The sequence below is a fragment of the Streptomyces sp. NPDC007983 genome (genome assembly GCF_042958345.1).
Classification (GTDB): Bacteria; Actinomycetota; Actinomycetes; order Streptomycetales; family Streptomycetaceae; genus Streptomyces.
This window is the reverse complement of record NZ_JBIBJI010000023.1, coordinates 44,853-68,383: the sequence shown is the minus strand read 5'-3', so window position 1 is coordinate 68,383 and position 23,531 is coordinate 44,853. Positions and strand designations below refer to the sequence as shown.

Genomic DNA, 23,531 nt, shown 5'->3' with positions numbered 1-23,531 from the left:
CGTATCGGCTCAGCGTCCCGAGCGCCGCACCCGCACATCCGCGGCCCGGACGAACGCCACCCGGTGCCCGAACTGGATCTGGTAGTAGACGTCCTGACCGCGCACCACGATGTGCCCGTTCGCGTCGAAGGTGGTCGCCCACAGATACTCACCCTGGGTCCTCAGCCCCAGCGCGTACCGCTGCCCGGCGAGCAGCTTGTACGGCAGCGGCGAGACCGCCTGCACCGGTACGCCCTCCGGGTACGCCTCCTTCTCCGGGTAGGCGCGCCCGTACACCGGGACCTCCGCCAGGCCCGCCTTCGGCGTGACCACGAGGCCCTTGCCGTGGACGGCCGTGGGCCGCCGCCGGGGGTTGTGGAACCACGCCTGCTGGCCGAGGTACCAGATCGCCGTCCAGTCGCCCTGCCGCCCCGCGACCGCGAACTGCTGGCCGGTGGTGGCGCGGGCGCCGGTGTCGTTGACGCCGGTGGTCGAGTCGGCACCGTCCGGACGCAGCCCGACGTCCTTGACCAGCGGGGAGTCGTCGCTCGGCGCGGTGTGCAGCCGCACCGCGGACGAGCCGTGCGGGGCGCACTCCTGGCCCGCCTGCTCGCAGCCGGTGTAGACGGGCTCGTTCGTCTCGTAGTCCGGGCGGATGGTGACCAGCCCCCCGGAGGCGCCCGCGGTGCGGTGGAACGGTGCGCCGAGAAGGCTGAAGTAGTGCGCCCAGTCCCAGTACGGGCCCGGGTCGGTGTGCATGCCCTTGATGGTGGTGGCGGTCGTGCCGGGCACATTGTCGTGGCCCAGGATGTGCTGACGGTCCAGCGGGATGCCGTACCGCCGGGCCAGCCACTTCACCAGCCGGGCCGACGAGCGGTACATCGCCTCCGTGTACCAGGCGTCGGGCGCGGTGAGGAAGCCCTCGTGCTCCAGGCCGATGGACTTGGCGTTGACGTACCAGTTGCCCGCGTGCCAGGCGACGTCCTTGAGCGGCACGTGCTGGGCGATGTGGCCGTCCGAGGAGCGCAGCGTGTACTGCCAGGAGACGTACGTCGGGTCCTGGACCAGCTTGATGGTGGTGTCCCAGGAGCCCTCGGTGTCATGGATGACGATGTAGTCGATCATCTGGGAGAGGGGGCGGTTGCCCAGGTCGTGGTTGCCGTAGTCGTTGTCCCCGAACTGTTCGTAGGGGGCCGGGATCCACTCGCACGACACATTGTCAGGGGCCTCGACGTGCGGATCCCGCTTGCGGTCCGGCAGTCCGAGCGACCGCAGCTGCCGCCGGTCCGGGGCGACCTGGGGGGCGGCGTCGAGCGTGACCCGCTCACCGTCGCCCGTGGTGCGCGCCGCGCCGCCGCGGATCACGTCGTAGACGTCGTCGGCGAACACGGCGGCCGCCGCGGCGCTGTCGGCGCCCGAATAGGCCGCCACCGCCGCGTACCAGTCCGCCGGGTCCTCGCTCGGCGGCAGCCCCAGCTTCTTCTGCTCGGCGGCCAGCAGCGCGGCCCCGCCGCGCACATTGGCCGCCGCGTCGCCGCGCAGCGCGGCGGCGGACAGCCCCGTCAGCTCCGCGGCCCGGTCCAGCGTGCGCAGCCGCGCGGGCAGCTGCCGCGGCTCGGGCACCGAGGCCTCCGGCACCCGCAGGGGCCGCGCCTGGTCGCCGCGGGCGTCCTCGGTGCCCTGGCTGTGGTGCGGGGCCGCGGAGAGGGCGGTGAAGGCGTCGGTGAGGTGCATGGGGCCGTAGCCGCCGGTGACGCTGGGCGCGCCGCGATGGCCGTCCCAGCGCGACTGCAGATACGACACGCCCAGCAGCACGCTCAGCGGCACCCGGTGCTCCTTCGCCGCCGCCGCGAAGGCCTGTTGCAGCGCCCCGTCCCCGGCCCCGTCCGGGGACGGGGACGGGGACGGGGCGCCGCCCGAGGGCGGCTGGCCGGCCCGGGCGGCCGGGGCCGCGGCGACGACCGGGAGCAGAAAGGCGGCGGACGCGGCGGCGGACGCGGTCCGCAGCGCCGTCCTCCGGCTGGGGCCGGTGGCGGGTCTGTCCGCGTCCCGATCCGTGGCTGTGTCTGCGCCTCTGCCCGTGCCCTTGTCCGGGTCGTGGGCGCTGTCCTGTGCGGATCCTGGCATTGCAGCCTCCTCGAGGTGGGCTGAGCCGAACCGTTGGCCGTGCCTCGCCTCCCAGAAGGCAGGAGGCACGGCTAACAGCTATCCGCTGCCAGACGATCCGTCAATCACCGTCGCGCGAAGAAGGGTTCGCACGTCAGCGCGTGCCCACCGCGGCGCGCACGGCGCGCCGGGCCAGGCCGCAATCGTCATGCAGCCGCCGCAGCAGCAGCCGCTGCTCCTCACCGGCGGCCATCACACCCGGCACCACCGGCGCCGGATCCTGCATGGTGCGCTGCACGGCGGTCTCGTACCGGCGGATCTCCCGGGTGAGGACGAGCATCAGGTTCACCAGGAAGGCGTCCCGCGCGGCCGGACCCGCGGCCTGCGCGAGCTGGCTGATCTGACGCCGGGCCACCGGGGCGTCGCCCAGCACCGCCCACAGCGTCGCCAGGTCGTAGCCGGGCAGATACCAGCCCGCGTGGTCCCAGTCGATGAGCACCGCGCCCGAGGGGGACAGCAGCACGTTGTTCAACAGGGCGTCGCCGTGGCAGAACTGGGCCGGCAGCTGCCGCCCCGCCGCCTGCGAGATGCCGCGCAGCAGCTTGCGCACATCGCCCATGTCCCGGTCGGTCAGCAGCCCCAGATCGTGGTAGCGGGACAGCCGGGCGGCGTAGTCGACCGGGGCGTCGAAGAGGTCCCCCGGCGGCCGCCACTGGTTGATCCGGCAGATCGCGCCGAGCGCGGCGCGCACATCGGCGCGCGGCGGCGCCTCGGCGGGATGGCGCTGCGCGGCCGCGACCCGCCCGGGCGTCCGCTCGATGACCAGCGCGCAGTTGTCGGGATCGGCGGCGATCAGCCGCGGCACCCGGACCGGGGGACGCTGTCGTACGAACGTCCGGTACATCGCTATCTCACGGCGGAACCGCTCGGCCCACGCCGGGGAGTGGTCCAGCAGGCACTTGGCGACCGCCGTGGTGCGGCCCGTCGAACCGAGCAGGAGGACGGACCGCCCGCTGCGCCGGAGCACCTGAACGGGGTTGAACTCCGGGCAGATGCGATGGACCGAGGCGATGGCGGTGCGCAGCTGGGCACCCTGAGGACCGGACACGTCGAGTCTTCCGCCGGGCGGCACGGAGCCGGGGGCGGCGGTCCGCCGCGCGCGGCCGCCGGAAGCGGGATCGAGGTACGGCCCATTGCCGGGCAGCTGCCGCCGGTACGGCCGAGGCGGGGCGGACACGGAGGACGACGCTGCGTACATGGGCGAGACAGATCCCTTCGTGTGCCGACGATGTGCGTACGCTCCCGGCCCCGGGGCGGGGCCGCACCCTGGGGAATGCGGCTGGCATTTTCCAACTGGCTTTTCCGGCTGGCATTTTCCAACCGCCACCGGGCCGGGTAGCGCGCTTCTACATCACACCCGTGCGCGGGTGGCACACCATCTGGCGGACCCTGGCGAACCCTGGCGAATAGTCGCACCGCATGTGACGGGCCCGTTACTGTCAAGCCAGCCGAGGATCCTGGGGGCTTGACGTGACGAGGGAACCCAACACCCGTCTTGCGGACCTTTTCGGCCTGGCCGGCTGGTCCAAGGGAGAGCTCGCGAGGCTCGTGAACCGGCGCGCGGCGGCCATGGGCCACCCGCAGCTGGCGACCGACACCTCGCGGGTGCGGCGTTGGATCGACACCGGCGAGACGCCGCGCGATCCGGTGCCCAAGGTGCTGGCAGTCCTGTTCACCGAGCGCCTCGGTCGAGTCGTGACCATCGAGGACCTCGGATTCGGACGAGGTGGGCGCGCGGGAAAGGGACAGTCCGCCGACGGGCTGCTCTGGCCGCCCGAGTCCACGGCCGCGGTCCTCACCGAATTCACGGGAATGGACCTTATGTTCAACCGACGCGGCTTGGTGGGTGCGGGCGCCGCGCTCGCCGCAGGATCCGCCATCACCGGTGCCATGAGCGAATGGCTGCTCTCCGACCCCACCCTCTCCCTCGACGCGCCCCGTTCCGACAACCCCCTCTCCGCCGAGCCCGTGGGCTTCGACCGCTATGAGGCCGCCCCCGTGGGCTCCCAGGAGATCGACGCGCTGGAGACGTCGGTCGAGGTCTTCCGCGCCTGGGACGCGGCCCGCGGCGGCGGGCTGCAGCGCAAGGCCGTGGTGGGCCAGCTCAACGAGGTGGGCGGGATGCTCGCCTACCGCCATCCCGAGGCGCTGCAGCGCAGACTGTGGGGCGTCGCGGCGAACCTGGCCGTGCTGGCCGGCTGGATGTCCCACGACGTGGGGCTGGAGCCCACCGCCCAGAAGTACTTCGTGATCGCCGCGCACGCGGCCCGGGAGGGCGGTGACCGGCCGCGGGCGAGCGAGGCGCTGTCCCGCGCCGCCCGGCAGATGGTGCACATCGGCCGCCCGGACGACGCGCTCGATCTGATGAAGCTGGCGTCGTCCGGCGCGGGGGACGAGGCGCTGCCACGCACCCGGGCCATGTTCCGCACCATCGAGGCCTGGGCGCACGCCTCGAAGGGGCACGGCCAGGCGGTGCGCCGCACCCTGGGGGAGGCGGAGGAACTGTTCGTCTCCGACCAGGACCGGGGGCCCGCGCCCAGCTGGATGCAGCTGTTCAACGAGGCCGACTTGCACGGGATGCAGGGGCTGGTCTACCGCACCCTGGCCGAGCACGAACCGGGCGTCGCGGCCGTCTCGCAGCGGCACGCCATGGATGCGTTGCGGATGCGGGAGGGCGGCCGGCAGCGGTCGCAGATCTTCGACCACATCTCCATCGCCTCGGCCTGCTTCATCGGCGGCGACCCGGAGCAGGGGGCCGCCTCCGCCCGGCAGGCGCTGGCCACGATCGAGCAGAACTCCTCGCACCGCACCTGGGACCGGCTGCGCGAGATGTACCGGCTCACCGCGCCGTACGCCTCGTCCGCCGCGGTCCGGGAGCTGCGGGCGGAGATCCAGCAGACCATGCCGAGGGGGCTGGGCCACCAGAAGGGAGCCGGAGGCGGGGCGAAGGGGGCGGGCGGGGCGGCGAAGAGCACGGTCGTCTAGCGACGGCGGCCCGTCATATCGGCTCGTACCGGCCTGTATCGGCTCGTATCAGCCGATCATCGCGAGCAGTACGCAGGCGTCGCCCTCACGCCGCTCGTCGTCGAACTCCTCGGCCACCACCCGTACGCACTCCTGCGTGCCGCGGGCGGCGGCGAACCGTGGCGCGAGCCCGAGCAGCCGCTCGGCCGTCACCGCGGGGTCCTCGGCGTCCGTGGCGAGCCCGCCCGCGTGCAGCAGGAGCAGATCGCCCGGCTCCAGCCGCTCCTCGGCCTGGGCGTACGTGGCGCCCGTGGTGCCGCCGAGCAGCACACCGGCCGGGGGCCGCAGGGCGCGCCCCGCCCCGTCGCGGAACAGCAGCGGAGCGGGGTGCCCGGCCTGCGACCACACCAGGGTGCGGGTGGCCGGGTCGTACCGGCCGCAGACGGCGCTGCCCAGGGCGGGCTGGGAGGAGACGTCGAGCAGCTGGTTCAGCCGCCCCATCAGCGGGCCCGGTTCGATCCCGGCCACCGCCATGCCGCGCACCGCGCCCAGCACCATCGCCATGCCGGAGGTCGCGGCGACGCCGTGGCCGGTGAGGTCGCCGACGCTGAGCAGGGTCCCGCCGTCGGGCAGTTCGAGCGCGTCGTACCAGTCGCCGCCGATCAGCGCGCTGTTCGCGGCGGGGAAGTAGTGGGAGGCGACATCGAGGGCGGTGCTCGCGGGCCGCCCGCCGCGCGCGAGGGGCGCGGAGCCGCGCCAGGGTGGCAGGACCGCCTCGTGCAGCTCGACCGCCAGCCTGCGCTCGCTGCGGGCGAGGTGCCGCTGGCGCTGGAGCGAGTCGCGGGACTCGCGCACCGCCCGCTCGCTGCGGCGCAGCTCGCTCACATCGCGGAGCACGGCCCACATGGAGGCGGTGCTGCCGTCGGCGTCCAGCACGGGCTCGCCCGCCATGTGCACCGTACGGACGGCGTCGTCCGCGCGGACGACCCGGAACTCGCCGTCGATCGGCTTTCCGTCCACCAGGCAGTCCGTGACCATCGCGGTCAGCACCGGCTGATCGTCGCCGACGACCCAGGAGGGCAGCTCGTCCAGGGACAGCCCGCCCTCCTCGGGGCCGCGGCCGAAGATCTGGCACAGCTCGTCGGACCAGGTCACCTCGTCGGTGAGCAGATTCCACTCGGCGCTGCCGACGCGGTTGAGCAGCGAGCCGTGGCCGGGGCCGTGGCCGGGGTCCTGCTGTGGCGCGCCCTGCCCCGGTGCGTCCTGCCCCGTCGCGTCCTGCCCGGTCGCGTACTGGTCCAGAGGCTTCTCCTCCGGAGCCGCCTCATCCGCTTCCTCCGGCCGCTCGGACGGCAGTCCCTCGCGCAGCTGGTCCAGATGCTGGCCGAGATCGTCCAGATGGTGGACCGCGAGATCGCACAGGGCGCGCTGCCAGCGCAGCTGGGTCTCGTTCGCCGTACCGCTCAGGTCCGCCGTGGTGTCGCGCCGCACGGCGGCGATGCCGCCGCGGAGCCGCCGGGTCTGCGTGATGAGCGCATCGACCGTGCCGCGCTGGGGCGACGGGGCGGCGGGGTGGTCCGCGGAGCGGGGGGACGGCATGTGTTCTCCGATACGGGCCGGTACGGCGCGGCGCTGCCGGGTCTGATGGGGTAAGGACCGGTAACGACTCTTGCACAGGCCGCGACGTCGCGTAAGTCGTTTGGCAATACCCGATCCGGTGGTGCTTCTGGCATATGTCAATGGCTTTCCTGGGGCAAGTCGGGCGCGGCTCGGTGGAGCATCCGGTTCCGGGTAGGCTGCGGCGCTCGGGATTCCCTCAGTCCAGGTGTTCATCCGGCATATGGCGCCAGGACACCGGCAAGAATGCCGGTCTACGGAAATCCCGTTGCCAGCGAACCCCCCGCACCGGATGCTGACCTCATGTTCGATCCAGACATAGCGCCCAGCGGTACCCTGCTCGGCCTCCTCCAGCGAGGCCGCGGCGACGGTACTCTGCATGCCCTCGCCGCGCCGCGGGCCGAGGCGCTCGCGGCACTGCACCACTGTGTGCTGCACGACCCCCGCCGTGACTGGCAGGTCGAGAACCGCTCCCTCTATTACGCCCGGCTCTGCCTGGACCTCGACGCGGACCTCGACGAAATCGAACAGCACCTCTTCCACCCCCACGACCTGGTCAACACCGACGAGGAGCGCACCGGGCTCGCCCTCGCCGTCCTCGGCCACCTCGCCGCGTACGACCGGCTCGACGCGCTGCGGCTGCTGCGCCGGTACGCCGCCGCCGGGAGCAACTGGGAATGGGCCCTGGACGAGCTGGCCCTGCGCGACGACGACGCCGGGCTGCGCGCCCTGGCCCCCGCCGTACTCGGCCGCTTCCCCGAGACTCCCGACGGCGAGGCCGAACTCGCCACCGCCGCGCGCGGCGCCTACGAGCCCCGCCCCTGGCGGCTGTGGGCCGACGACCCGGCGTACGGCCCGCGCGTGCGCGCCGCGCAGGAACAGGGCGCCTTCGACCGCTGGCAGCGCCAGCTGCGTCCCTCCGGGCCGCGGCCCGGCTGGAGCGTCCACGACGTCCTGGTCTGGGCCCAGCAGGAACACGACCTGCGGCCCGGCGCCCGGCGCCCGGACGCCGCCGCCCGCTGCCTCGCCGCCGTCGCCGGTCCGGAGGACCGGCCCGAGCTGCTGGCCGCCGCCGCGTCGGCTCCGGACGCCGCCCGCGCGACCGCCCTGCGGCACCTGGCGGACACCGGCGACCCCGAGGTGCTGGACCTGATCGAGGCCGCCGTGACCGAGCCGGACGCCTCGGAGCCGGTCTCCCGGGCCGCCCTCGGCGCCTTCGAACGCATGCGCAGTATCGCCGCCCTGGACCGCGCCCGGATCTGGGCCCACCGCCCCGACGAGCTCGGCGCCGCGGCCGCCGCGATGCTCGCCGCCCGGGGCGGACTGTACGACGCGGGCCTCGTCCTCGCCGCCCTCCGTCGCACGGTGCGGGCCGAGGGCCCGCACAGCCAGGCCCTGTGGACGCTCGTGGACGGCGCCGGCCGCCTCGCGATCACCTGCGCCGCCCCCGTCCTGCGCCACATCTACCGCGAAACCGCCTCCTCCCACCTCCGCGGCCGCGCCGCCCGTGCCCTGGCCGCCACCGATCCCTCGTTCGCCGCCGGCTTCGCGGTCGAATGCCTGTGGGACTGCGAGGAGGCCACCCGCGAACTCGCCGCCCGCCACGCCGCCACCGGTGACGCCCGCGTCGTGGAACAGCTCCGCAGACTGGCCGCCGACCCGGCCGAGGAAGCGGAGGTCCAAACCGCGGTCCGCAGCCGCATCGACCCCGACGCCGCCGAAGTCTGACCCCCGGAGTCTGACCCCCGGCCCGACCGCGGGGTGTCAACCCGGGGTGGCCGGGGTCGCCGGTACGGGTGACCGACGGGTTTACGCCATGTGGTCGGCCGTAAACCCCGCGGCCGGGGTGGGGTTTGGGGTGGTTCCTCCGGCACTCGCCCGGCTTCGGCGGGCGCGGGGGCCAACGCTCACGGGACGTTTCACGGCGCGCAAGGTGCACGATGCCGGGGCCACCCTTCGTACGCCGACAACACCGGTATGCGAGTCGCCATCGTGACCGAATCCTTCCCGCCCGACATCAACGGCGTCGCTCATTGCACGCTCCAGACCGCCCAGCATCTCCACCGGCGCGGCCACCAGCCGCTCGTCATCGCTCCCGCGGGCCCGCACGACGGGTCGCCCGACGCGACCGGGGACATCGACGGGGCGCATCCGTTCCCCGTCGTCCGGATCCCCTCCCTGCCCCTGCCCGGCTATCCGCAGGTGCGGGTCGCGCTGCCCAGCCGCCGGCTCGCCGCAGCGATCACCGCGCACCGCAGCGATCTCGTCCACCTGGCCAGCCCCTTCGTGCTCGGCGCGCGCGGGATGACGGCCGCGCTGCGGCTGCGGATCCCCGCCGTCGCCGTCTACCAGACCGACCTGGGCGGCTACGCCCGTACATACCTCGGCGCGGGCGAGAACGCGGCCTGGCGCCGGATACGGGCCGTCCACACCGCCGCCGACCGCACCCTCGCCCCGTCCACCGCCGCCGCCCGCGACCTCGACGAGCACGGGGTGCCGCGGATCGCGCTGTGGCCGCGCGGCGTCGACACCGAGCGGTTCCACCCCTCGCGCCGCGACCCGGAGCTGCGCCGCTCCCTGGCCCCCGGGGGCGAGCTGATCGTCGGCTACGTCGGCCGTCTGGCGCCCGAGAAGAACGTCGAGCTGCTGGCCCCGCTGTGTGCGCTGCCCGGCGTCCGGGTGGTCGTGGTCGGGGACGGGCCGAGCGAGCCCGCGCTGCGCGCGGCCATGCCCGGCGCCCGCTTCCTCGGCCGCCGGACCGGCACCGAGCTGGCCCGCGTCTTCGCCTCCCTCGACGTCTTCGCGCACACCGGTCCGCAGGAGACCTTCTGCCAGACCGTGCAGGAGGCGCAGGCCAGCGGCGTGTCGGTGGTCGCGCCCGCCGCGGGCGGCCCGCTCGACCTCGTCGACCACGGCCGTACCGGACTGCTGGTGCCGCCCGGCGACGCGGACGAGGTACGCGACGCCGTGTCCCTCCTCGCCGCCCACCCCCGGAAGCGCGCCGCGCTCGGGCAGGCGGGCCGGGAGGCGGTCGAGGGACGTACCTGGGAGGCGATCGTCGACCAGCTGATCGACCACTACGCCGAGGTCCTGATGGCCCGTACGGCGGTGGCGGCATGAGCGGCCACACCCACGGGCCGCTGCGCATCGTCCGGCTCGCCAACTTCGTCACCCCCTCCTCCGGCGGCCTGCGCACCGCGCTGCGCGAGCTGGGCGCGGGCTACCAGGCGGCCGGGCACGAATCCGTCCTGATCGTGCCGGGGGAGCGCGACGCGGACGAGCACACCCGCCAGGGCCGCGTGATCACCCTCCCCGGCCACTCCGTGCCCGGCACCGGCGGCTACCGGGTGCTGACCGACCGGCGGCGGCTGGCCCGGCTGCTCGACGGGCTCGCGCCCGACCGGCTGGAGGTCTCCGACCGCACCACGCTGCGCTGGACGGGGGAGTGGGCGCGGCGCGCCCGCGTGCCCGCCGTGATGGTCTCCCACGAGAGCGCCGACGCCGTGCTGCGCACCTGGGGCGTGCCCGAGGCGGCCGCCCGGGGCGCGGCCGACCGGCTGAACCGCCGTACCGCGAGGGCGTACGCACGGGTCGTCTGCACCACGGAGTGGGCCGAGCGCGAGTTCGTACGCATCGGCGCGCGCAATGTCGTACGCGCCCCCCTGGGCGTCGACCTCGGCCACTTCCACCCCTCCCACTACGACGGCGCCCTGCGCGAGCACCACCGTGGCGGCGCCGCGGTCCTGCTCGCCATGTGCTCCCGCCTGTCGCCCGAGAAGCGGCCGGGCCGCGCGCTCGACGCCCTCGCCGAGCTGCGGCGGCGCGGCGTCCCGGCGGCGCTCGTCGTCGCGGGCGACGGCCCGATGCGCGCCCGGCTGGAGGCCCGCGCCCGCGCCGAGGGGCTTCCGGCGGCCTTCCTCGGCCATGTCGGCGACCGGACCCGGCTGGCCGCGCTCCAGGCGAGCGCGGACGTCGTCCTCGCCCCGGGCCCGGCGGAGACCTTCGGGCTGGCCGCGCTGGAGGCACTGGCGTGCGGGTCGCCCGTGGTCGTCAGCGCCCTGTCCGCGCTCCCCGACATCGTCGGCCCGGCGGGCGCGACGGCGGCCGACAACGGGGCGGCGTTCGCGGACGCCGTCGCCCAGATCCTGGCCCGCCCCGAGCCCGTACGCCGCGCCACGGCCCGGGCCCGCGCCGAGCGCTACGGCTGGCCCGCGGCGGTCGACGCCTTCCTGGCCGCCCACGACGTGCCCCGCCCCCGGCCCGACGGCCGTATCCCGGCCCGCACGGCGGTCGGCGGTGCCCGGTGAGCGCACCCGGCGCTCACCCGGCCCGTCGGCCGCACCTTGCGACCACGCCCGGCGGTACGACGGCCCCGGGCGCCCGGACCGGCCGGCTCGCGGCGGCCGCCGCCGCGCCCGACGGACGCGCCGCCCATGCCGTGAGTGGCCGGACCGACACGCGGCCCACTCCGGACGCGGCCGCTGAGGCCGGTGCCCCGGCCTCCGCCGGGCCGGTTCCCAGCCGTCCGGCCGTCATCCCGGCGCCGGTGGGCGCGGCCGGTCGAGCGGTTCCGGGTGCTGCCGCACGAGGGCACGGCGGTGCCGGCGCCGATCCGTCCGCGTCGTCGACCTCGGAGGCGGACACGGTCGCCCAGCAGGCCCGGCCCGCCGAGTCCGCCGACCGGACGTGTGCCCCGGGCAGCGGCCGCATGGCGGCCTCGGGGAGCGCCGTGCCGCCGGGCCCGGCATCACCGCCCCGGCACGTGGTCCCCTCCGGCCCGGCGGCCGCCCGACGTGGGGCGCGCCCCACTCCGGACGGCTCCGCCCGCTCGGCCGTACCGATCGGGAACGGCCGCTGCCCGGCGGTGTCGGCCGCCGATGCGGCGACCGGCCCGCCGCCCGCCGCGCCGAGCGGTCCGGTCCGCCGGGCGGCGCCCGCAGTGCCGGAGGCCGACGGCGATGCCGCAACCACCCCGGCCGTGGGCGCGAAACTGCCCGCACCGGCTGCCCCGGACGCCCGGTGGGCCGTTGCTGCTGCGCCAGATGGCCCGGCGGGCGGGCCGATGGTGCCGGAGATCCACGGTGCGGGGGCGGCCGGGTGGCCGTCTGCCGGTGGTGACGCCGTGGGCGACCGCGCCGCGGCCGCGGCGCTGCCCGCACCGGGCGCTCCGGACGCGCGCCGGGCCGTTGCTGCTGCCCCCGGAGGCCCTGCGGGCGAGCCGGTGGTGCCGGAGATCTGCCCTGCGAGGGGCGAGGGGCGGGTGCCCGCCGGTGCTGGTGCCGTGCGCGACTCGTATGCGGACCCCGCATACCGCGCCCCGGCCGTGGGCGCGGCGCTGCCCGCACCCGCACCCGCTGCCCCGGTGGGTGCGGCGGTGGTGCCGGAGATCCACGGTGCGGGGGCGGCCGGGTGGCCGTCTGCCGGTGGTGACGCCGTGGGCGACCGCGCCCCGGCCGCGGGCGCGGCGCTGCCCGCACCGGCCGCTCCGGACGCGCGCGTCGTGCCCGGTGGCCCGGCGGTTCCGGAGGTCCGTCACGCCGGGGCCGCCGGCCGCCCGCAGATCCGCCGCGCCGAGGCCGCCGGCCGTCCGCTCGTCGGTGGGGGCGCCCCGGCCGTGCCCACCACGCGGTTCGCCGCGCTCGGCGACTCGCTCACCGAGGGGCTCGGGGACCCCGTGACCGGCGGCGGGTGGCGGGGGTGGGCGGCGCTGCTGGCGGGGGCGGCGGGGCCGCACGGGGAGCCCGTCGACTTCGTCAACGTCTCCCGCAGCGGCGCGCTCGCCGCCGACGTGGCCGGTGAGCAGCTGACCGCCGCCCGCCGGGCCCGTCCGCATCTCGCGTCCGTCGTGGTCGGCATGAACGACACCCTGCGCGACACCTTCGACATCCGCCGGGTCGCCGAGGCACTGGACGCCACGATCGGCGCGCTGCGCGCCGACGGGACGGTGGTGCTCACCGCGTGCCTGCCCGATCCGGGCCGGATGCTGGGGCTGCCGGACGCGCTCGCCCGGCCGCTGGGGCGCCGTATGCGGGCCGTCAACACGGTGGTGCACGCGCTGTCCGGGCGGTACGGCGCCGTGCATGTGGAGCTGACCGAGCACGGCTGGGTCACGGACCGCGCGGCGTGGAGCGTGGACCGGTTGCATCCGAGCGAGCTGGGGCACCGGCTGCTGGCGCGGGAGTTCCACACCGCGCTCACGGCCCGCGGGATCGCCATGGGCGACCCGCCGTCCACGGCGCTCGACGGCCCGGCGCCCTCGCGGGCCGGGAGCGCCTGGTGGATGGCGACCCGGGGCACGCGCTGGGTCGTGGACCGCTGTACCGATCTGCTGCCCGGACTCCTCGCGCTGGCGGCGCAGGAGGTCCGCCACCGGGTGCGGGGGACCGGACAGCTGCTCGACGGGCAGGAACGCCGGGCCGCGCTGGCCGCGCTCGCCGCGCTGCCCCGGGCGACACCGGTCGAGCTCGGCACAACAACCCCACACGCTGCGACAATGGCGGGATGACGGGTCGCTGGGAATTCTGGATCGACCGTGGCGGTACCTTCACCGACGTCGTCGGGAAGCGCCCGGACGGCCGCCTGGTCACCCGCAAGCTCCTGTCCCACCATCCCGAGCGCACCATGGACGCGGCCGTCGCCGGGATCCGGCAGACGCTGGGGCTCGGGCCGGACGAGCCGGTTCCGGCCGACCGGATCGCCGTCGTCAAGATGGGCACCACCGTCGCCACCAATGCCCTGCTGGAACGCAAGGGCGAGCCCACGGTGCTCGTCGTCACGGCCGGTTTCCGGGACGCGCTGCGCATCGCGTACCAGAACCGCCCGCGGCTGTTCGACCGCCGGATCGTGCTGCCGGAGGCGCTGTACGACCGGGTGATCGAGGTGCCCGAGCGGGTGGACGCGCACGGCGGCGTCGTACGCCCCCTGGACCTCGGTGCCGCCACCGAGGCGCTGCGCGCCGCCCACCGTGACGGCTTCCGCAGCGCCGCGGTCGTCCTGACGCACGGCTACCGGTATGCCGCGCACGAGCGCGCGGTGGGCGAGGCGGCCCGCGCGCTCGGCTTCACGCAGGTGAGCTGTTCGCACGAGGTGAGCCCGCTGATGAAGCTGGTGTCGCGCGGCGACACCACCGTGGTGGACGCGTACCTCTCGCCGATCCTGCGCGCTTACGTCGAGGACGTGGCCGCCGAGCTGCGCGGCATCCGGCTGATGTTCATGCAGTCCAACGGCGGGCTGCGGGAGGCCGCGCACTTCCGGGGCAAGGACGCGGTGCTGTCGGGGCCCGCGGGCGGTGTCGTGGGCATGGTGCGCTCCTCGGCCGAGGCCGGTCACACCGAGGTCATCGGCTTCGACATGGGCGGCACCTCGACCGATGTGTCGCACTACGCGGGCGAGTTCGAGCGGATCTTCGGGACCGAGGTCGCGGGGGTGCGGATGCGCGCGCCCATGATGAACATCCACACCGTCGCGGCGGGCGGCGGCTCGGTGCTCCACTTCGACGGGCGCCGCTACCGGGTGGGCCCGGACTCGGCCGGTGCCGTCCCCGGCCCCGCCTGCTACCGGCGCGGCGGCCCGCTGACCGTGTCCGATGCCAACGTGATGCTGGGCCGGATCCAGGCCGCCCACTTCCCGGCGGTCTTCGGCCCGCACGCCGACCAGCGGCTCGACGCGGACACCGTACGGGAGCGCTTCGCCCGCCTCGCCGAGGAGATCGCGGAGGCGACCGGCGACCGGCGCGGCCCGGAGGAGGTCGCGGCGGGCTTCCTGGACATCGCCGTGCTGAACATGGCCAACGCGGTCAAGAAGATCTCCGTGCAGCGCGGTCACGACGTCACCCGCTACGCGCTCACCAGCTTCGGCGGCGCGGGCGGCCAGCACGCGTGCGCGGTCGCGGACGCCCTCGGCATCAGCACGGTGATCGTGCCGCCGCTGGCCGGGGTGCTCTCGGCGTACGGCATCGGGGTCGCCGACGCCACCGCGATGCGCGAGCAGGCCGTGGAGAGGGAGCTGAGCGAGGAGTCGCTGCCTCAGGTGCGCGAGCTGTGCGCGCGGCTGTCCGGCCGGACCCGCGACGAGCTGCTGGCCGACGGCGTCCCCGGGGACAGCGTGCGCACCACGGCCCGGGTCCATCTGCGGTACGCGGGCACCGACGCCGCCCTCCCCGTCCCGCTGGACTCCGCCGCCGCGATGACCGACGGCTTCGTACGGGCGCACCGCGCGCGCTACGCCTTCACCATGGACAAGCCGCTCGTGATGGAGGCGGTGTCGGTGGAGGCGGTCGGCGCGGCGGGCCCGGCGGGCGGCCACGCCGTGGAACCGCCGCCCAGGAAGGGCGCCCTGGCGCCGGTGGCGACCGCGAGGATGTTCACGGCGGGCCGGTGGCAGGACACCGGCCTGTACGAACGCGCCGGGATGCGCCCCGGGGACACCCTCACCGGCCCCGCGGTCATCGCCGAGGACGACGCCACCACCGTCGTCGACCCCGGCTGGCAGGCGGCCCTGGGCGACCGCGGCCATCTGCTGCTCACCCGGGTCCGGCCCCGGCCGCACACGGCCGCGGTCGGCACCGAGGTGGACCCGGTGATGCTGGAGGTGTTCAACAGCCTCTTCATGGCCATCGCCGAACAGATGGGCCTGCGCCTGGAGAACACCGCCCACTCCGTCAACATCAAGGAGCGGCTGGACTTCTCCTGCGCCCTGTTCGACGCCGACGGCAACCTGATCGCCAACGCCCCCCACATCCCGGTGCACCTGGGATCGATGGGCGAGTCCATCAAGGAGGTGCTGCGGCGCAACGGCGCGACCATGCGGCCGGGCGACGTCTACGCCATCAACGACCCGTACCACGGCGGCACCCACCTCCCGGACGTCACGGTCGTCACCCCGGTCTTCGACGACGGCGGGACGGAGCTGCTGTTCCTCGTCGCCTCCCGCGGCCACCACGCCGAGATCGGCGGCATCACCCCCGGCTCCATGCCCGCCTTCAGCCGCACCATCGAGGAGGAGGGCGTGCTCTTCGACAACTGGCTGCTGGTACGGGACGGCGCGCTGCGCGAGCGCGAGACCCGCGAGCTGCTGACCGCCGGGCCCTACCCCTCCCGCGCCCCGGACGCCAACCTCGCCGATCTGCGCGCCCAGATCGCCGCCAACGAGAAGGGCATCCAGGAACTGCGCCGCATGATCGGCGAGTTCGGCCTGGACGTCGTGCACGCCTACATGCGCCACGTCCAGGACAACGCCGAGGAATCGGTGCGCCGTATCGTCGGCGCCCTCCGGGACGGCTGTTGCGCCTACGAGACCGACAGCGGGGCCGTCATCCGCGTCACCGTCACCGTCGACCGCACGGGCCGCGCCGCCGTCCTGGACTTCGCCGGTACGTCACCCCAGCAGCCGGGCAACGCCAACGCGCCCAGCTCGGTGGTGATGGCGGCCGTGCTGTACGTCTTCCGCACCCTGGTCGCCGAGGACATCCCGCTCAACAGCGGCTGCCTGAAACCCCTGGAGGTCCGCATCCCCGAGGGCTCGATGCTGGCCCCGGTGTACCCGGCCGCCACCGTCGCCGGGAACGTCGAGACCTCCCAGGCCGTCACCGGCGCCCTCTACGCGGCGCTCGGCGTCCAGGCCGAGGGCTCCGGCACCATGAACAACGTCACCTTCGGCAACGACCGTGTCCAGTACTACGAGACGGTGGCCGGCGGCTCGGGCGCGGGCGACGGTTTCGACGGCGCCGACGCCGTGCAGACCCATATGACCAACTCCCGGCTCACCGACCCCGAAGTGCTGGAGTGGCGCTATCCGGTCAGGGTGGAGAGCTTCGAGGTGCGGCGGGACAGCGGCGGCCGCGGCCGCTGGCGCGGCGGCCACGGCGTCACCCGCCGCATCCGCTTCCTGGAGCCGATGACGGTGGCCCTGCTCACCGGCCACCGCCGAGTCGCCCCGTACGGCATGGCGGGCGGCGCGCCGGGCGCGCTCGGCGCCAACCTCATCGAGCGCGCCGACGGCTCGGTGGACCGGCTGAAGGGCTGCGACGCGGCCGACGTCGGTGTGGACGACGTCCTCGTGGTCCACACCCCGGGCGGCGGCGGTTACGGCCCGGCACGGGGCTGACGGCCGCTCGCCGCCTCCGCCGCCGTTTTGGCGCGATCAACCCCGTTTGCGGCCGCGGGGGTGGGAAACCCGACTTCTGTCAAGCCCGCCAAGCCTTGTGCGCGAGGTCGGCTGCGTGCCCTCATGACCACCCATTGGATGCGGTACACCCGCGTGGGCGAGGGCGGGAATTCACCAGGACGCACCACAGAAGGGGCAGTCATGGATTGGTGGCAGAGCGCGGCATGCGTGGACGAGGACCCCGAGCTTTTCTTCCCGGTGGGGGCGGCCGGACCCGCGGCCCAGGCGCAGCAGGCCCAGGCCAAGGAGGTCTGCCACCGCTGCCCGGTGATCCACCAATGCCTCGCGTACGCGCTGGACACCGGCGTGACGCACGGCGTGTGGGGCGGCACCGACGAGGAGGAACGCCGGGTGCTGCGCCGCCGGGAGCGGCGGCAGGCGCGCGGCGCACCCTCGCCGGGCCCGGGCGCCCCGCCGCGCGGCGGTCAGCCGTCGCACAGCGGCAGGCGCAGGGACGGGCGGTCGGCCGCCCACGCCCCGAGCAGGCGGTCCGACCAGCGCGCCTCCAGGTAGTCGGTGGCCTGGATCCCGAAGACGACGGCCGGGGCCTGGTCCGGCTCCTGCGCGAGGAAGCCGCCGATGACGTCCCGGCGCATCAGCTGCTCGTGCACCGCGTCGGCCTCGATGTGCTCGGTGAAGAACCGTACGCACCGGGGCTCGGCGCCCAGCCGCTCCAGCGCCCGGGCCAGCCGCCGGGCGCCGGGCGACGAGGTGATCTCCAGGGTGGCGAAGTGCCCGGCCATCGCGCCCCGCAGCGAGCGGTGCAGGCCGAGCTGCGACATCAGGTTGACGGTGGCGAGGGTCTCGGCGGGGGCGTGGTCCAGGTAGCGGCCGTACCCCGGATCGAGCCCGGCCCCTTCCATCGCCTCGGCGAACAGCCGGGCGTGCACCCGGTCGCCGTGGCCCGCCCCGAACTCGTCGAACGCCACCGCCACCAGTGACGCCTTGGGCTGTCCGGTCAGCCGGGGGATCAGCCACGCCTGCGGATCGGCCTCCTTCAGCTGGTACAGCGAGCGGTGCGCCAGATATTCGCGCGTCTGCCCCCAGGTGCCCCGGCGCTGGAGGTGGTGGCTGACGCCGGGCGCGTCCAGCGGTTCGGCCAGCAGCCCGTCCAGTGCACCGGCCACATCCGCGCCACCGGGCACCGCCTCGCGCAGCGCGCCCAGGAACCGGTCCTCCAGCGCGGCCCGCAGCCGCAGCAGATCCGGCTGCCACTCCCACGCCTCGTCGACGCCCGCGAAGCCGCGGTAGTGGAGTTCGTACGCGAGGTACAGCGCGAGCTGAAGGTCCTCGCCGAACGGATCGGCGTCCCCGGCCTCCGGCAGCCCGCCCGGCGGCGGGGCCTGCAGCAGGGCGGTACGGACCGCGGCGGACAGCGGACCGCGGGCCTCCGGCAGCCCGGGCGGACCGGACGCCGCGCCGGATGCCGCTCCGGGCGTCTCGCTCAGGGCCGTGTTCCGTGTGCTGGTGGTCACCGCTCACCCTTCCCCTTCGGCCCGTCGTGCCCGTCCGGGCCGGGACCGTGGCCTTCGCCGATGTCGTCGTAGCGCTCCAGCGGGCGGACCGCCGGGCCCTGCAGCACGCTGCCGTCGACGCCGAAGCGGGACCCGTGGCACGGGCACTCCCAGGTCCGCTCGGCGTCGTTGAACCGCACCAGGCACCCCAGATGGGTGCAGCGGGCGGACAGGGCGTGCAGCGCCCCCTCCTCGTCGCGGTGCACGGCGCGCTGCCCCGCCCCGACGCGCACGACCGCCCCGCCGCCCGGCGGGATGTCGCCGACCGCGTCCGCGCCGTCCCCGGAGATCCGGTCGCCGAAGAAGTGGCGCGCCACCTCGCCCTGCAGCCGCAGCAGCGCCGGGGCCTCGCGCAGCGGGTTCAGCCGCCGCGGATCGTAGAGGTCCGTCCACGGCAGCGGCTCACCCGCCAGCCGCGCGGCCAGCAGCCGCCCGGTGAGCACACCGCCGGTCATGCCCCATCCGGCGAAGCCGGTGGCCACGTACGCGTGCCGGGCGGCGGGGTGCAGCGGGCCCACGTACGGCACGTGGTCGGTGGTCCAGTTGTCCTGCGCGGCCCAGCGGAACGCGGGCTCGGCGCCGGGGAAGCGCCGCCGCGTCCAGGAGATCAGCCGCTCGTAGCGGCCCTCGACGCTGCCCACCCCGGGCGTGAACTTCTCCCCGGTGACCACGAGCAGCCGCCGCCCCTCGCCGTAGGGCGCGGTACGGACCGACCGGGTGTCGTCCTCGGGCGTGAGGTACATGCCGCGCGGGGCGCGGTCCTCCGGCAGCACCGCGGCGACGACCAGCTCGCGCCGCGCCTTCAGCCGGGGGAAGAGCAGCGCCCGGTCGAAGATCGGGTAGGCGGTGGTGACCACGACCTCACGGGCCCGGATCCGCGCTCCGCGGTCGGTGGTGAGACGGCAGGGGTGGCCCTCGCCCAGGCCCATGACCCGCGAGTTCTCATAGATCCGGCCGCCACGCGCGACCAGGTCCTCGGCCAGCACCAGCAGGTACTTCCGGGGGTGGAACTGGGCCTGGTCCGGGACCCGGACCGCGCCCGCGACGGGGAAGGGCAGATCCGTCTCCGTCGTGAACGAGGCGTCGAGACCGGCCGCCTCGGCCGCCTCCGCCTCGGCCCGCACCGCGTCCAGGGACTCCTCGCTCTCGGCGTAGGTGTACGCCGGGGCCCGCTCCAGATCGCAGTCGATGCCCAGCTCGGCGGCCACCCGGCCGATCCGGTCCACCGCGTCGAGCTGGGACGCCGCGTACAGCCGCGCCGCCTCCTCGCCGCGCGAGGCGCGGATGTCCTGGTAGGCGAGCCCCTGCAGGGCGGAAACCTTGGCCGTGGTGTGGCCGGTCGCCCCCGCGGCCAGCCGGTCCGCCTCGATCAGCGCCACCTGCCGCCCGGCCCGCGCCAGCTCCCAGGCGGTGCAGATCCCCGCGATGCCGCCGCCGACGACCGCGACCTCGACCTCGGGGACGGCGTGCTCGGGGCACGGCTCCAGGGCCGGATACGCCGGGCCCGGGGCGGACTCCATCCAGTACGACGCGGGCGCGAACCCGGTGGGAAGACTCGTCATCGACCGCTCCTCTTCCGCCGCTCTTCCGCCGCTCTTCCGCCGCTCTCACTGCCGGTTTTCCCCGCTCTCGCGGGCCCGCCGAGTGCCCCCGATCGCCCGGCCGACGCACCCGGCCGGGCACATCGGCCCGGTTTCGACCGGTGCGGATGAGGTACCTGGGACGAATGCGACTGATTGCGCCTCCAGGGGTGTACGCGCCGCAGGACGACACCGCCCTGCTGGCCGAGGCGGTACGCCGGGAGCCCGGCGTACCGGGCGCCCAGGTGCTGGACATCGGAACCGGTACCGGTGCGCTGGCGGTCCTCGCCGCGCGCTGCGGAGCCGCGGGGGTCGAGGCCGTGGACGTCTCGGCGCGCGCGGTGCTGGCAGCCTGGCTGAACGCCCGGCTCCACGGCGAGCCGGTGCGGGTCCGCCTCGGTGAGCTGGCGTCCGTGGCCCACGGGCGGCGCTTCGACGTCGTCCTGGCCAACCCGCCCTATGTGCCCTCGCGCCATTCCCGCCCCTTCCAGCGGGCCGCGGGCGGCCGCGCCTGGAACGCCGGGCCGGACGGCCGGGAGATGCTGGACCGGCTGTGCGACCGGATGCCGGGGCTGCTGCGCCCGCGGGGGGTGCTGCTGCTCGTGCAGTCCGCGCTGAGCGGCGTCGGAACGACGCTGGAGCGGCTGGCCGCGCAGGGTCTGCACGCGGATGTGACCGCACGCCGCGTCATCCCGTTCGGGCCCGTGCTGCTGCGGCACAGCCCCTGGCTGGTCGCCCGGGGGCTGATCGGCCCGGGCGAGGACAAGGAGGAGCTGGTGGTGATCCGTGCCATCCGCACGACCGAGTGCAGCAGCTGTGCCCGCTGACCCGGCCCCCGCCGGCCCGGCGCCCGACGAGCCCGGCGCCCGGTGCCCCGCCGAGCCCGGCGCCGCCGCCCGGGCCCCGGCCCGGCGCGTCGTCGTCGATCCCGGGGGCCCGCTGCTGGTCGAGGGGCCGGTGGAGGTCGTCCTGGCGGACGGCACCACGGTCCGCTCCGACCGGGTGATGGTGGCGGTGTGCGCCTGCGGGCGCAGCGGCCGCTACCCCTGGTGCGACACCAGTCACCGCCGCCCGGTGCGCACCCGGGACACCGGGGACGGCTGACCCGGGCGGCGCGGCGGGGCGAACCGCACCGGGGTACCGGGGACGGCCTGTGCCGCGGCGGCGAGATACGGCTCCGGGACGACGCCCACCACGGGGTAGCCGCCGGTCGTCGGATGGTCGGCGAGGAAGAGCACCGGGCGGCCGTCGGGCGGCACCTGGAGGGCGCCGAGCACCATGCCCTCGCTGGGCAGCTCGCCGTCCCTGGCGCGCTCCAGCGCGGGGCCCTCGGTGCGCAGCCCGATCCGGTTGCTCGCGGCCGAGACCCGGAAACGGCCGGTGGTGAGGGTGCGCAGCCCGGCGGCGGTGAACCAGTCGTCGCGCGGGCCGAGCACCACCGGAAGCACCAGCTCCGATACGACGTTCCCCAGGGGCGCGCAGTCCGCGCCCGGCGCCGGTCCGTACGGGGGGCCGAGGCGCAGCACGGCGCCGTCGGCGAGCGGCGCCGGGCCGAGCCCGGACAGCACGTCCGTGGCCCGGCTGCCGAGCACCGGGTCGGCGTGCACACCGCCGTCGAACGCCACGTAGGAGCGCACCCCGTGGGTGGCCGCCCCGGCCTCCAGCACGGCGCCCGCCGGGACCCGGACCGGCGCCCCCCACGCGGCGGGACGGCCGTCGACGGTGACCGGGCAGGGCGCGCCGGTGACCACCACCGTGGTCGCGCGGCGCAGCCGTACGGCACAGCCGGTCAGCGTGGTCTCCAGGGTCGCGGCCCCGTCCGGGTTCCCGGCCAGCCGGTTGGCGAGCCGGTGGGCGGGCTGGTCGAGCGCGCCGGAGCGGGGCACGCCGAGATGGGCGTGGCCCGCCCGGCCGAGGTCCTGGACGGTGGTGAGCGCGCCCGCCCGCACCACCGAGAAGGCGCTGTCCGTCACGGCGCGCCCCCGTCGGGTGCCGTGCCCGGGGTGACGGTGTCCTGGGTGACGGGTACGAAACGGACCCGGGCGCCGGGGACGAGGAGCGCCGCCGGTTCCCGCGCGGTGTCCCACAGCACCGCGTCCGTCGTTCCGATGAGCTGCCAGCCGCCGGGGGAGGAGCGCGGATAGACGCCGGTGTACGGGCCCGCGAGGGCGACCGAGCCGACCGGGACCCGGGTCCGGGGGGTGGCGCGGCGCGGTACGTGGAACCGCTCGGGAAGTCCCGTCAGATAGCCGAAGCCGGGGGCGAAACCGCTGAACGCCACGCGGAATTCGGTCTCCGAGTGAATCCGGGCCACCTCCTGGGGCGTGACGCCCCACAGCCCGGCGACATCCGTCAGGTCCGGCCCGTCGTAGCGGACGGCGACCTCCACGGCCTCCTCGCCGCCGCGGACCGGCGGCGGTATCTCCCAGGTCGCCAGCTCGGCGGCGAGACCGGCCGGATCGGCGACGCCGTCCAGCAGCACGGTGCGCGCGGCGGGCACGATCTCCCGGACGGCGGGCAGCGTACGGGCCGCGGCGCGGCGCAGCAGTTCGGCGTGCAGGGCCTCCACGGCCTCGCCGGTGCCGACTTCGAGGAGCAGTCCATGGTCGCCGACCGGCAGACAGGTCACCTCGGCGCGGCTCACGCGAACGCCGCCAAGCGCACGCCCGCGGCCGCCAGCTCGCTCCGTACCCGGCGGGCGAGTTCGGCCGCGCCGGGGGTGTCGCCGTGCAGGCACAGGGAGCGCGTCTCGATGTCGATCCGCCGGCCGTCGACCGAGGTGACGGCCCCGTCGCGGGCGAAGCCCAGGGCGCGCTTGACGACGGTGTCGGGGTCGGAGACGACGGCGCCGGGCTCGCCGCGCGGCACCAGCGTGCCCGCCGCGGTGTACGCGCGGTCGGCGAAAGCCTCGACGATCACCGGCAGTCCGGCCGCGCGGGCGGCCTCGTGCAGCCGGGAGCCGGGCAGGCCCAGCACGGGCAGCGGCCCGTCCGCCGCCAGCGTGATGCCCTCGGCCACGGCGGCGGCCTGCGCCGCGTCGTGCACGCTGCGGTTGTAGAGCGCGCCGTGCGGTTTGACGTAGGCCACCCGCGTCCCGGCGGCCCGGGCGAAGATCTCCAACGCGCCGATCTGATAGGCGATCTCGTCGGCCAGTTCGCGCGGCGGTACGTCCATGGCGCGCCGCCCGAAGCCCGCCAGGTCGCGGTAGGAGACCTGGGCCCCGATACGGACGCCGCGCTCGGCGGCCAGCGCGCAGACCCGGCGCATCGTCGAGGGGTCGCCCGCGTGGAAGCCGCAGGCGACGTTGGCGCTGGTGACGATGGACAGCAGGGCGTCGTCGTCGGTGAGCTGCCAGCGGCCGAAGCCCTCGCCGAGGTCGGCGTTGAGGTCGATCGTCGGATTCGCCATGGCATCACAAGCTAGCGATCGTTGAACGATCCGACAAGAAGTTGTTGTCGCCTTTTCGAATCTGGGCTTCACTTCTCGTCATACGGGGCGAACTCGCCGGATGAGACGTCACAGAGGGAGAGCGCGTGACAAATACCGC

At 75.4% G+C, this 23,531-nt stretch carries 17 protein-coding genes; 9 read left to right on the top strand and 8 right to left on the bottom strand.

Going from position 1 to position 23,531, the window contains the following annotated elements; all coding sequences use genetic code 11:
• Nucleotides 1-9: 9 nt before the first annotated feature.
• Entirely contained in the window at nucleotides 10-2,106 is a 2,097-nt protein-coding gene (locus ACFZCY_RS39535) for an N-acetylmuramoyl-L-alanine amidase (RefSeq protein ID WP_391184933.1), read from the bottom strand.
• Between the two features lie 133 nt (nucleotides 2,107-2,239).
• Complete coding sequence (locus tag ACFZCY_RS39530) at nucleotides 2,240-3,343, bottom strand: phosphotransferase (RefSeq protein WP_391184930.1); 1,104 nt, start codon at nucleotides 3,341-3,343, stop codon at nucleotides 2,240-2,242.
• A gap of 272 nt (nucleotides 3,344-3,615) precedes the next feature.
• Here ACFZCY_RS39530 and ACFZCY_RS39525 point away from each other — a divergent pair, with 272 nt between their 5' ends.
• Nucleotides 3,616-5,130, top strand: coding sequence for a hypothetical protein (locus ACFZCY_RS39525; protein ID WP_391184927.1), 1,515 nt, complete (start codon nucleotides 3,616-3,618; stop codon nucleotides 5,128-5,130).
• Between the two features lie 48 nt (nucleotides 5,131-5,178).
• On the opposite strand, the gene ACFZCY_RS39520 is transcribed toward ACFZCY_RS39525, so the two are convergent.
• Nucleotides 5,179-6,708 carry a SpoIIE family protein phosphatase gene (locus ACFZCY_RS39520; RefSeq protein WP_391184922.1) on the bottom strand — a complete coding sequence of 510 codons (1,530 nt, stop codon included), beginning with the start codon at nucleotides 6,706-6,708 and terminating at the stop codon, nucleotides 5,179-5,181.
• 321 nt (nucleotides 6,709-7,029) lie between these two features.
• Here ACFZCY_RS39520 and ACFZCY_RS39515 point away from each other — a divergent pair, with 321 nt between their 5' ends.
• The 6 genes from ACFZCY_RS39515 to ACFZCY_RS39490 all read left to right on the top strand — a co-directional run bounded on the left by ACFZCY_RS39515 (nucleotide 7,030) and on the right by ACFZCY_RS39490 (nucleotide 17,403).
• Entirely contained in the window at nucleotides 7,030-8,454 is a 1,425-nt protein-coding gene (locus ACFZCY_RS39515) for a HEAT repeat domain-containing protein (RefSeq protein WP_391184919.1), read from the top strand.
• A 249-nt stretch (nucleotides 8,455-8,703) separates the two neighbouring features.
• Nucleotides 8,704-9,846, top strand: coding sequence for a glycosyltransferase (locus tag ACFZCY_RS39510; protein ID WP_391184916.1), 1,143 nt, complete (start codon nucleotides 8,704-8,706; stop codon nucleotides 9,844-9,846).
• Complete coding sequence (locus tag ACFZCY_RS39505; RefSeq protein ID WP_391184913.1) at nucleotides 9,843-11,033, top strand: glycosyltransferase; 1,191 nt, start codon at nucleotides 9,843-9,845, stop codon at nucleotides 11,031-11,033. Before ACFZCY_RS39510 ends, ACFZCY_RS39505 begins: the two co-directional genes overlap by 4 nt.
• A complete protein-coding gene (locus tag ACFZCY_RS39500) occupies nucleotides 11,030-13,231 on the top strand; it encodes a GDSL-type esterase/lipase family protein (protein ID WP_391184910.1) in 2,202 nt (733 codons plus the stop codon). The genes ACFZCY_RS39505 and ACFZCY_RS39500 overlap by 4 nt, the downstream gene beginning before the upstream one ends.
• Nucleotides 13,228-16,830, top strand: coding sequence for a hydantoinase B/oxoprolinase family protein (locus ACFZCY_RS39495; protein ID WP_391184907.1), 3,603 nt, complete (start codon nucleotides 13,228-13,230; stop codon nucleotides 16,828-16,830). The genes ACFZCY_RS39500 and ACFZCY_RS39495 overlap by 4 nt, the downstream gene beginning before the upstream one ends.
• A gap of 201 nt (nucleotides 16,831-17,031) precedes the next feature.
• Nucleotides 17,032-17,403 carry a WhiB family transcriptional regulator gene (locus ACFZCY_RS39490; protein ID WP_391184903.1) on the top strand — a complete coding sequence of 124 codons (372 nt, stop codon included), beginning with the start codon at nucleotides 17,032-17,034 and terminating at the stop codon, nucleotides 17,401-17,403.
• On the opposite strand, the gene ACFZCY_RS39485 is transcribed toward ACFZCY_RS39490, so the two are convergent.
• Together ACFZCY_RS39485 and ACFZCY_RS39480 are read right to left on the bottom strand one after the other, a co-directional pair.
• Nucleotides 17,316-18,338: an iron-containing redox enzyme family protein gene (locus ACFZCY_RS39485; RefSeq protein WP_391185015.1), complete on the bottom strand. Its 1,023-nt coding sequence runs from the start codon at nucleotides 18,336-18,338 to the stop codon at nucleotides 17,316-17,318. The genes ACFZCY_RS39490 and ACFZCY_RS39485 overlap by 88 nt on opposite strands.
• Before the next feature lie 23 nt (nucleotides 18,339-18,361).
• On the bottom strand, nucleotides 18,362-19,966 hold the full coding sequence (locus ACFZCY_RS39480) for an FAD-dependent oxidoreductase (protein ID WP_391184900.1): 1,605 nt from the start codon (nucleotides 19,964-19,966) through the stop codon (nucleotides 18,362-18,364).
• Nucleotides 19,967-20,130: 164 nt separating this feature from the next.
• Between ACFZCY_RS39480 and ACFZCY_RS39475 the strand changes: the two genes are divergently transcribed.
• Nucleotides 20,131-20,811 carry a HemK2/MTQ2 family protein methyltransferase gene (locus ACFZCY_RS39475; protein WP_391184897.1) on the top strand — a complete coding sequence of 227 codons (681 nt, stop codon included), beginning with the start codon at nucleotides 20,131-20,133 and terminating at the stop codon, nucleotides 20,809-20,811.
• Nucleotides 20,801-21,088: a CDGSH iron-sulfur domain-containing protein gene (locus ACFZCY_RS39470; RefSeq protein WP_391184895.1), complete on the top strand. Its 288-nt coding sequence runs from the start codon at nucleotides 20,801-20,803 to the stop codon at nucleotides 21,086-21,088. The genes ACFZCY_RS39475 and ACFZCY_RS39470 overlap by 11 nt, the downstream gene beginning before the upstream one ends.
• Here ACFZCY_RS39470 and ACFZCY_RS39465 read toward each other — a convergent pair.
• Genes ACFZCY_RS39465 through ACFZCY_RS39455 form a run of 3 tightly spaced genes read right to left on the bottom strand, consistent with a single transcriptional unit; the run spans nucleotide 21,046 to nucleotide 23,392 of the window.
• Entirely contained in the window at nucleotides 21,046-21,957 is a 912-nt protein-coding gene (locus ACFZCY_RS39465; protein WP_391184892.1) for a 5-oxoprolinase/urea amidolyase family protein, read from the bottom strand. The two genes, ACFZCY_RS39470 and ACFZCY_RS39465, sit on opposite strands and share 43 nt — an antisense overlap.
• Nucleotides 21,954-22,628, bottom strand: coding sequence for a carboxyltransferase domain-containing protein (locus ACFZCY_RS39460; protein WP_391184890.1), 675 nt, complete (start codon nucleotides 22,626-22,628; stop codon nucleotides 21,954-21,956). Before ACFZCY_RS39460 ends, ACFZCY_RS39465 begins: the two co-directional genes overlap by 4 nt.
• Entirely contained in the window at nucleotides 22,625-23,392 is a 768-nt protein-coding gene (locus ACFZCY_RS39455; RefSeq protein ID WP_391184887.1) for a 5-oxoprolinase subunit PxpA, read from the bottom strand. Before ACFZCY_RS39455 ends, ACFZCY_RS39460 begins: the two co-directional genes overlap by 4 nt.
• Between the last annotated feature and the right edge of the window lie 139 nt (nucleotides 23,393-23,531).

Bases quoted from the DNA above. Each gene is read 5' to 3' on its own strand.
- ACFZCY_RS39535 (WP_391184933.1), bottom strand. From the start codon at position 2,106: ATGCCAGGATCCGCACAGGACAGCGCCCACGACCCGGACAAGGGCACG.
- ACFZCY_RS39530 (WP_391184930.1), bottom strand. From the start codon at position 3,343: ATGTACGCAGCGTCGTCCTCCGTGTCCGCCCCGCCTCGGCCGTACCGG.
- ACFZCY_RS39520 (WP_391184922.1), bottom strand. From the start codon at position 6,708: ATGCCGTCCCCCCGCTCCGCGGACCACCCCGCCGCCCCGTCGCCCCAG.
- ACFZCY_RS39515 (WP_391184919.1), top strand. From the start codon at position 7,030: ATGTTCGATCCAGACATAGCGCCCAGCGGTACCCTGCTCGGCCTCCTC.
- ACFZCY_RS39510 (WP_391184916.1), top strand. From the start codon at position 8,704: ATGCGAGTCGCCATCGTGACCGAATCCTTCCCGCCCGACATCAACGGC.
- ACFZCY_RS39505 (WP_391184913.1), top strand. From the start codon at position 9,843: ATGAGCGGCCACACCCACGGGCCGCTGCGCATCGTCCGGCTCGCCAAC.
- ACFZCY_RS39495 (WP_391184907.1), top strand. From the start codon at position 13,228: ATGACGGGTCGCTGGGAATTCTGGATCGACCGTGGCGGTACCTTCACC.
- ACFZCY_RS39490 (WP_391184903.1), top strand. From the start codon at position 17,032: ATGGATTGGTGGCAGAGCGCGGCATGCGTGGACGAGGACCCCGAGCTT.
- ACFZCY_RS39480 (WP_391184900.1), bottom strand. From the start codon at position 19,966: ATGACGAGTCTTCCCACCGGGTTCGCGCCCGCGTCGTACTGGATGGAG.
- ACFZCY_RS39475 (WP_391184897.1), top strand. From the start codon at position 20,131: ATGCGACTGATTGCGCCTCCAGGGGTGTACGCGCCGCAGGACGACACC.
- ACFZCY_RS39455 (WP_391184887.1), bottom strand. From the start codon at position 23,392: ATGGCGAATCCGACGATCGACCTCAACGCCGACCTCGGCGAGGGCTTC.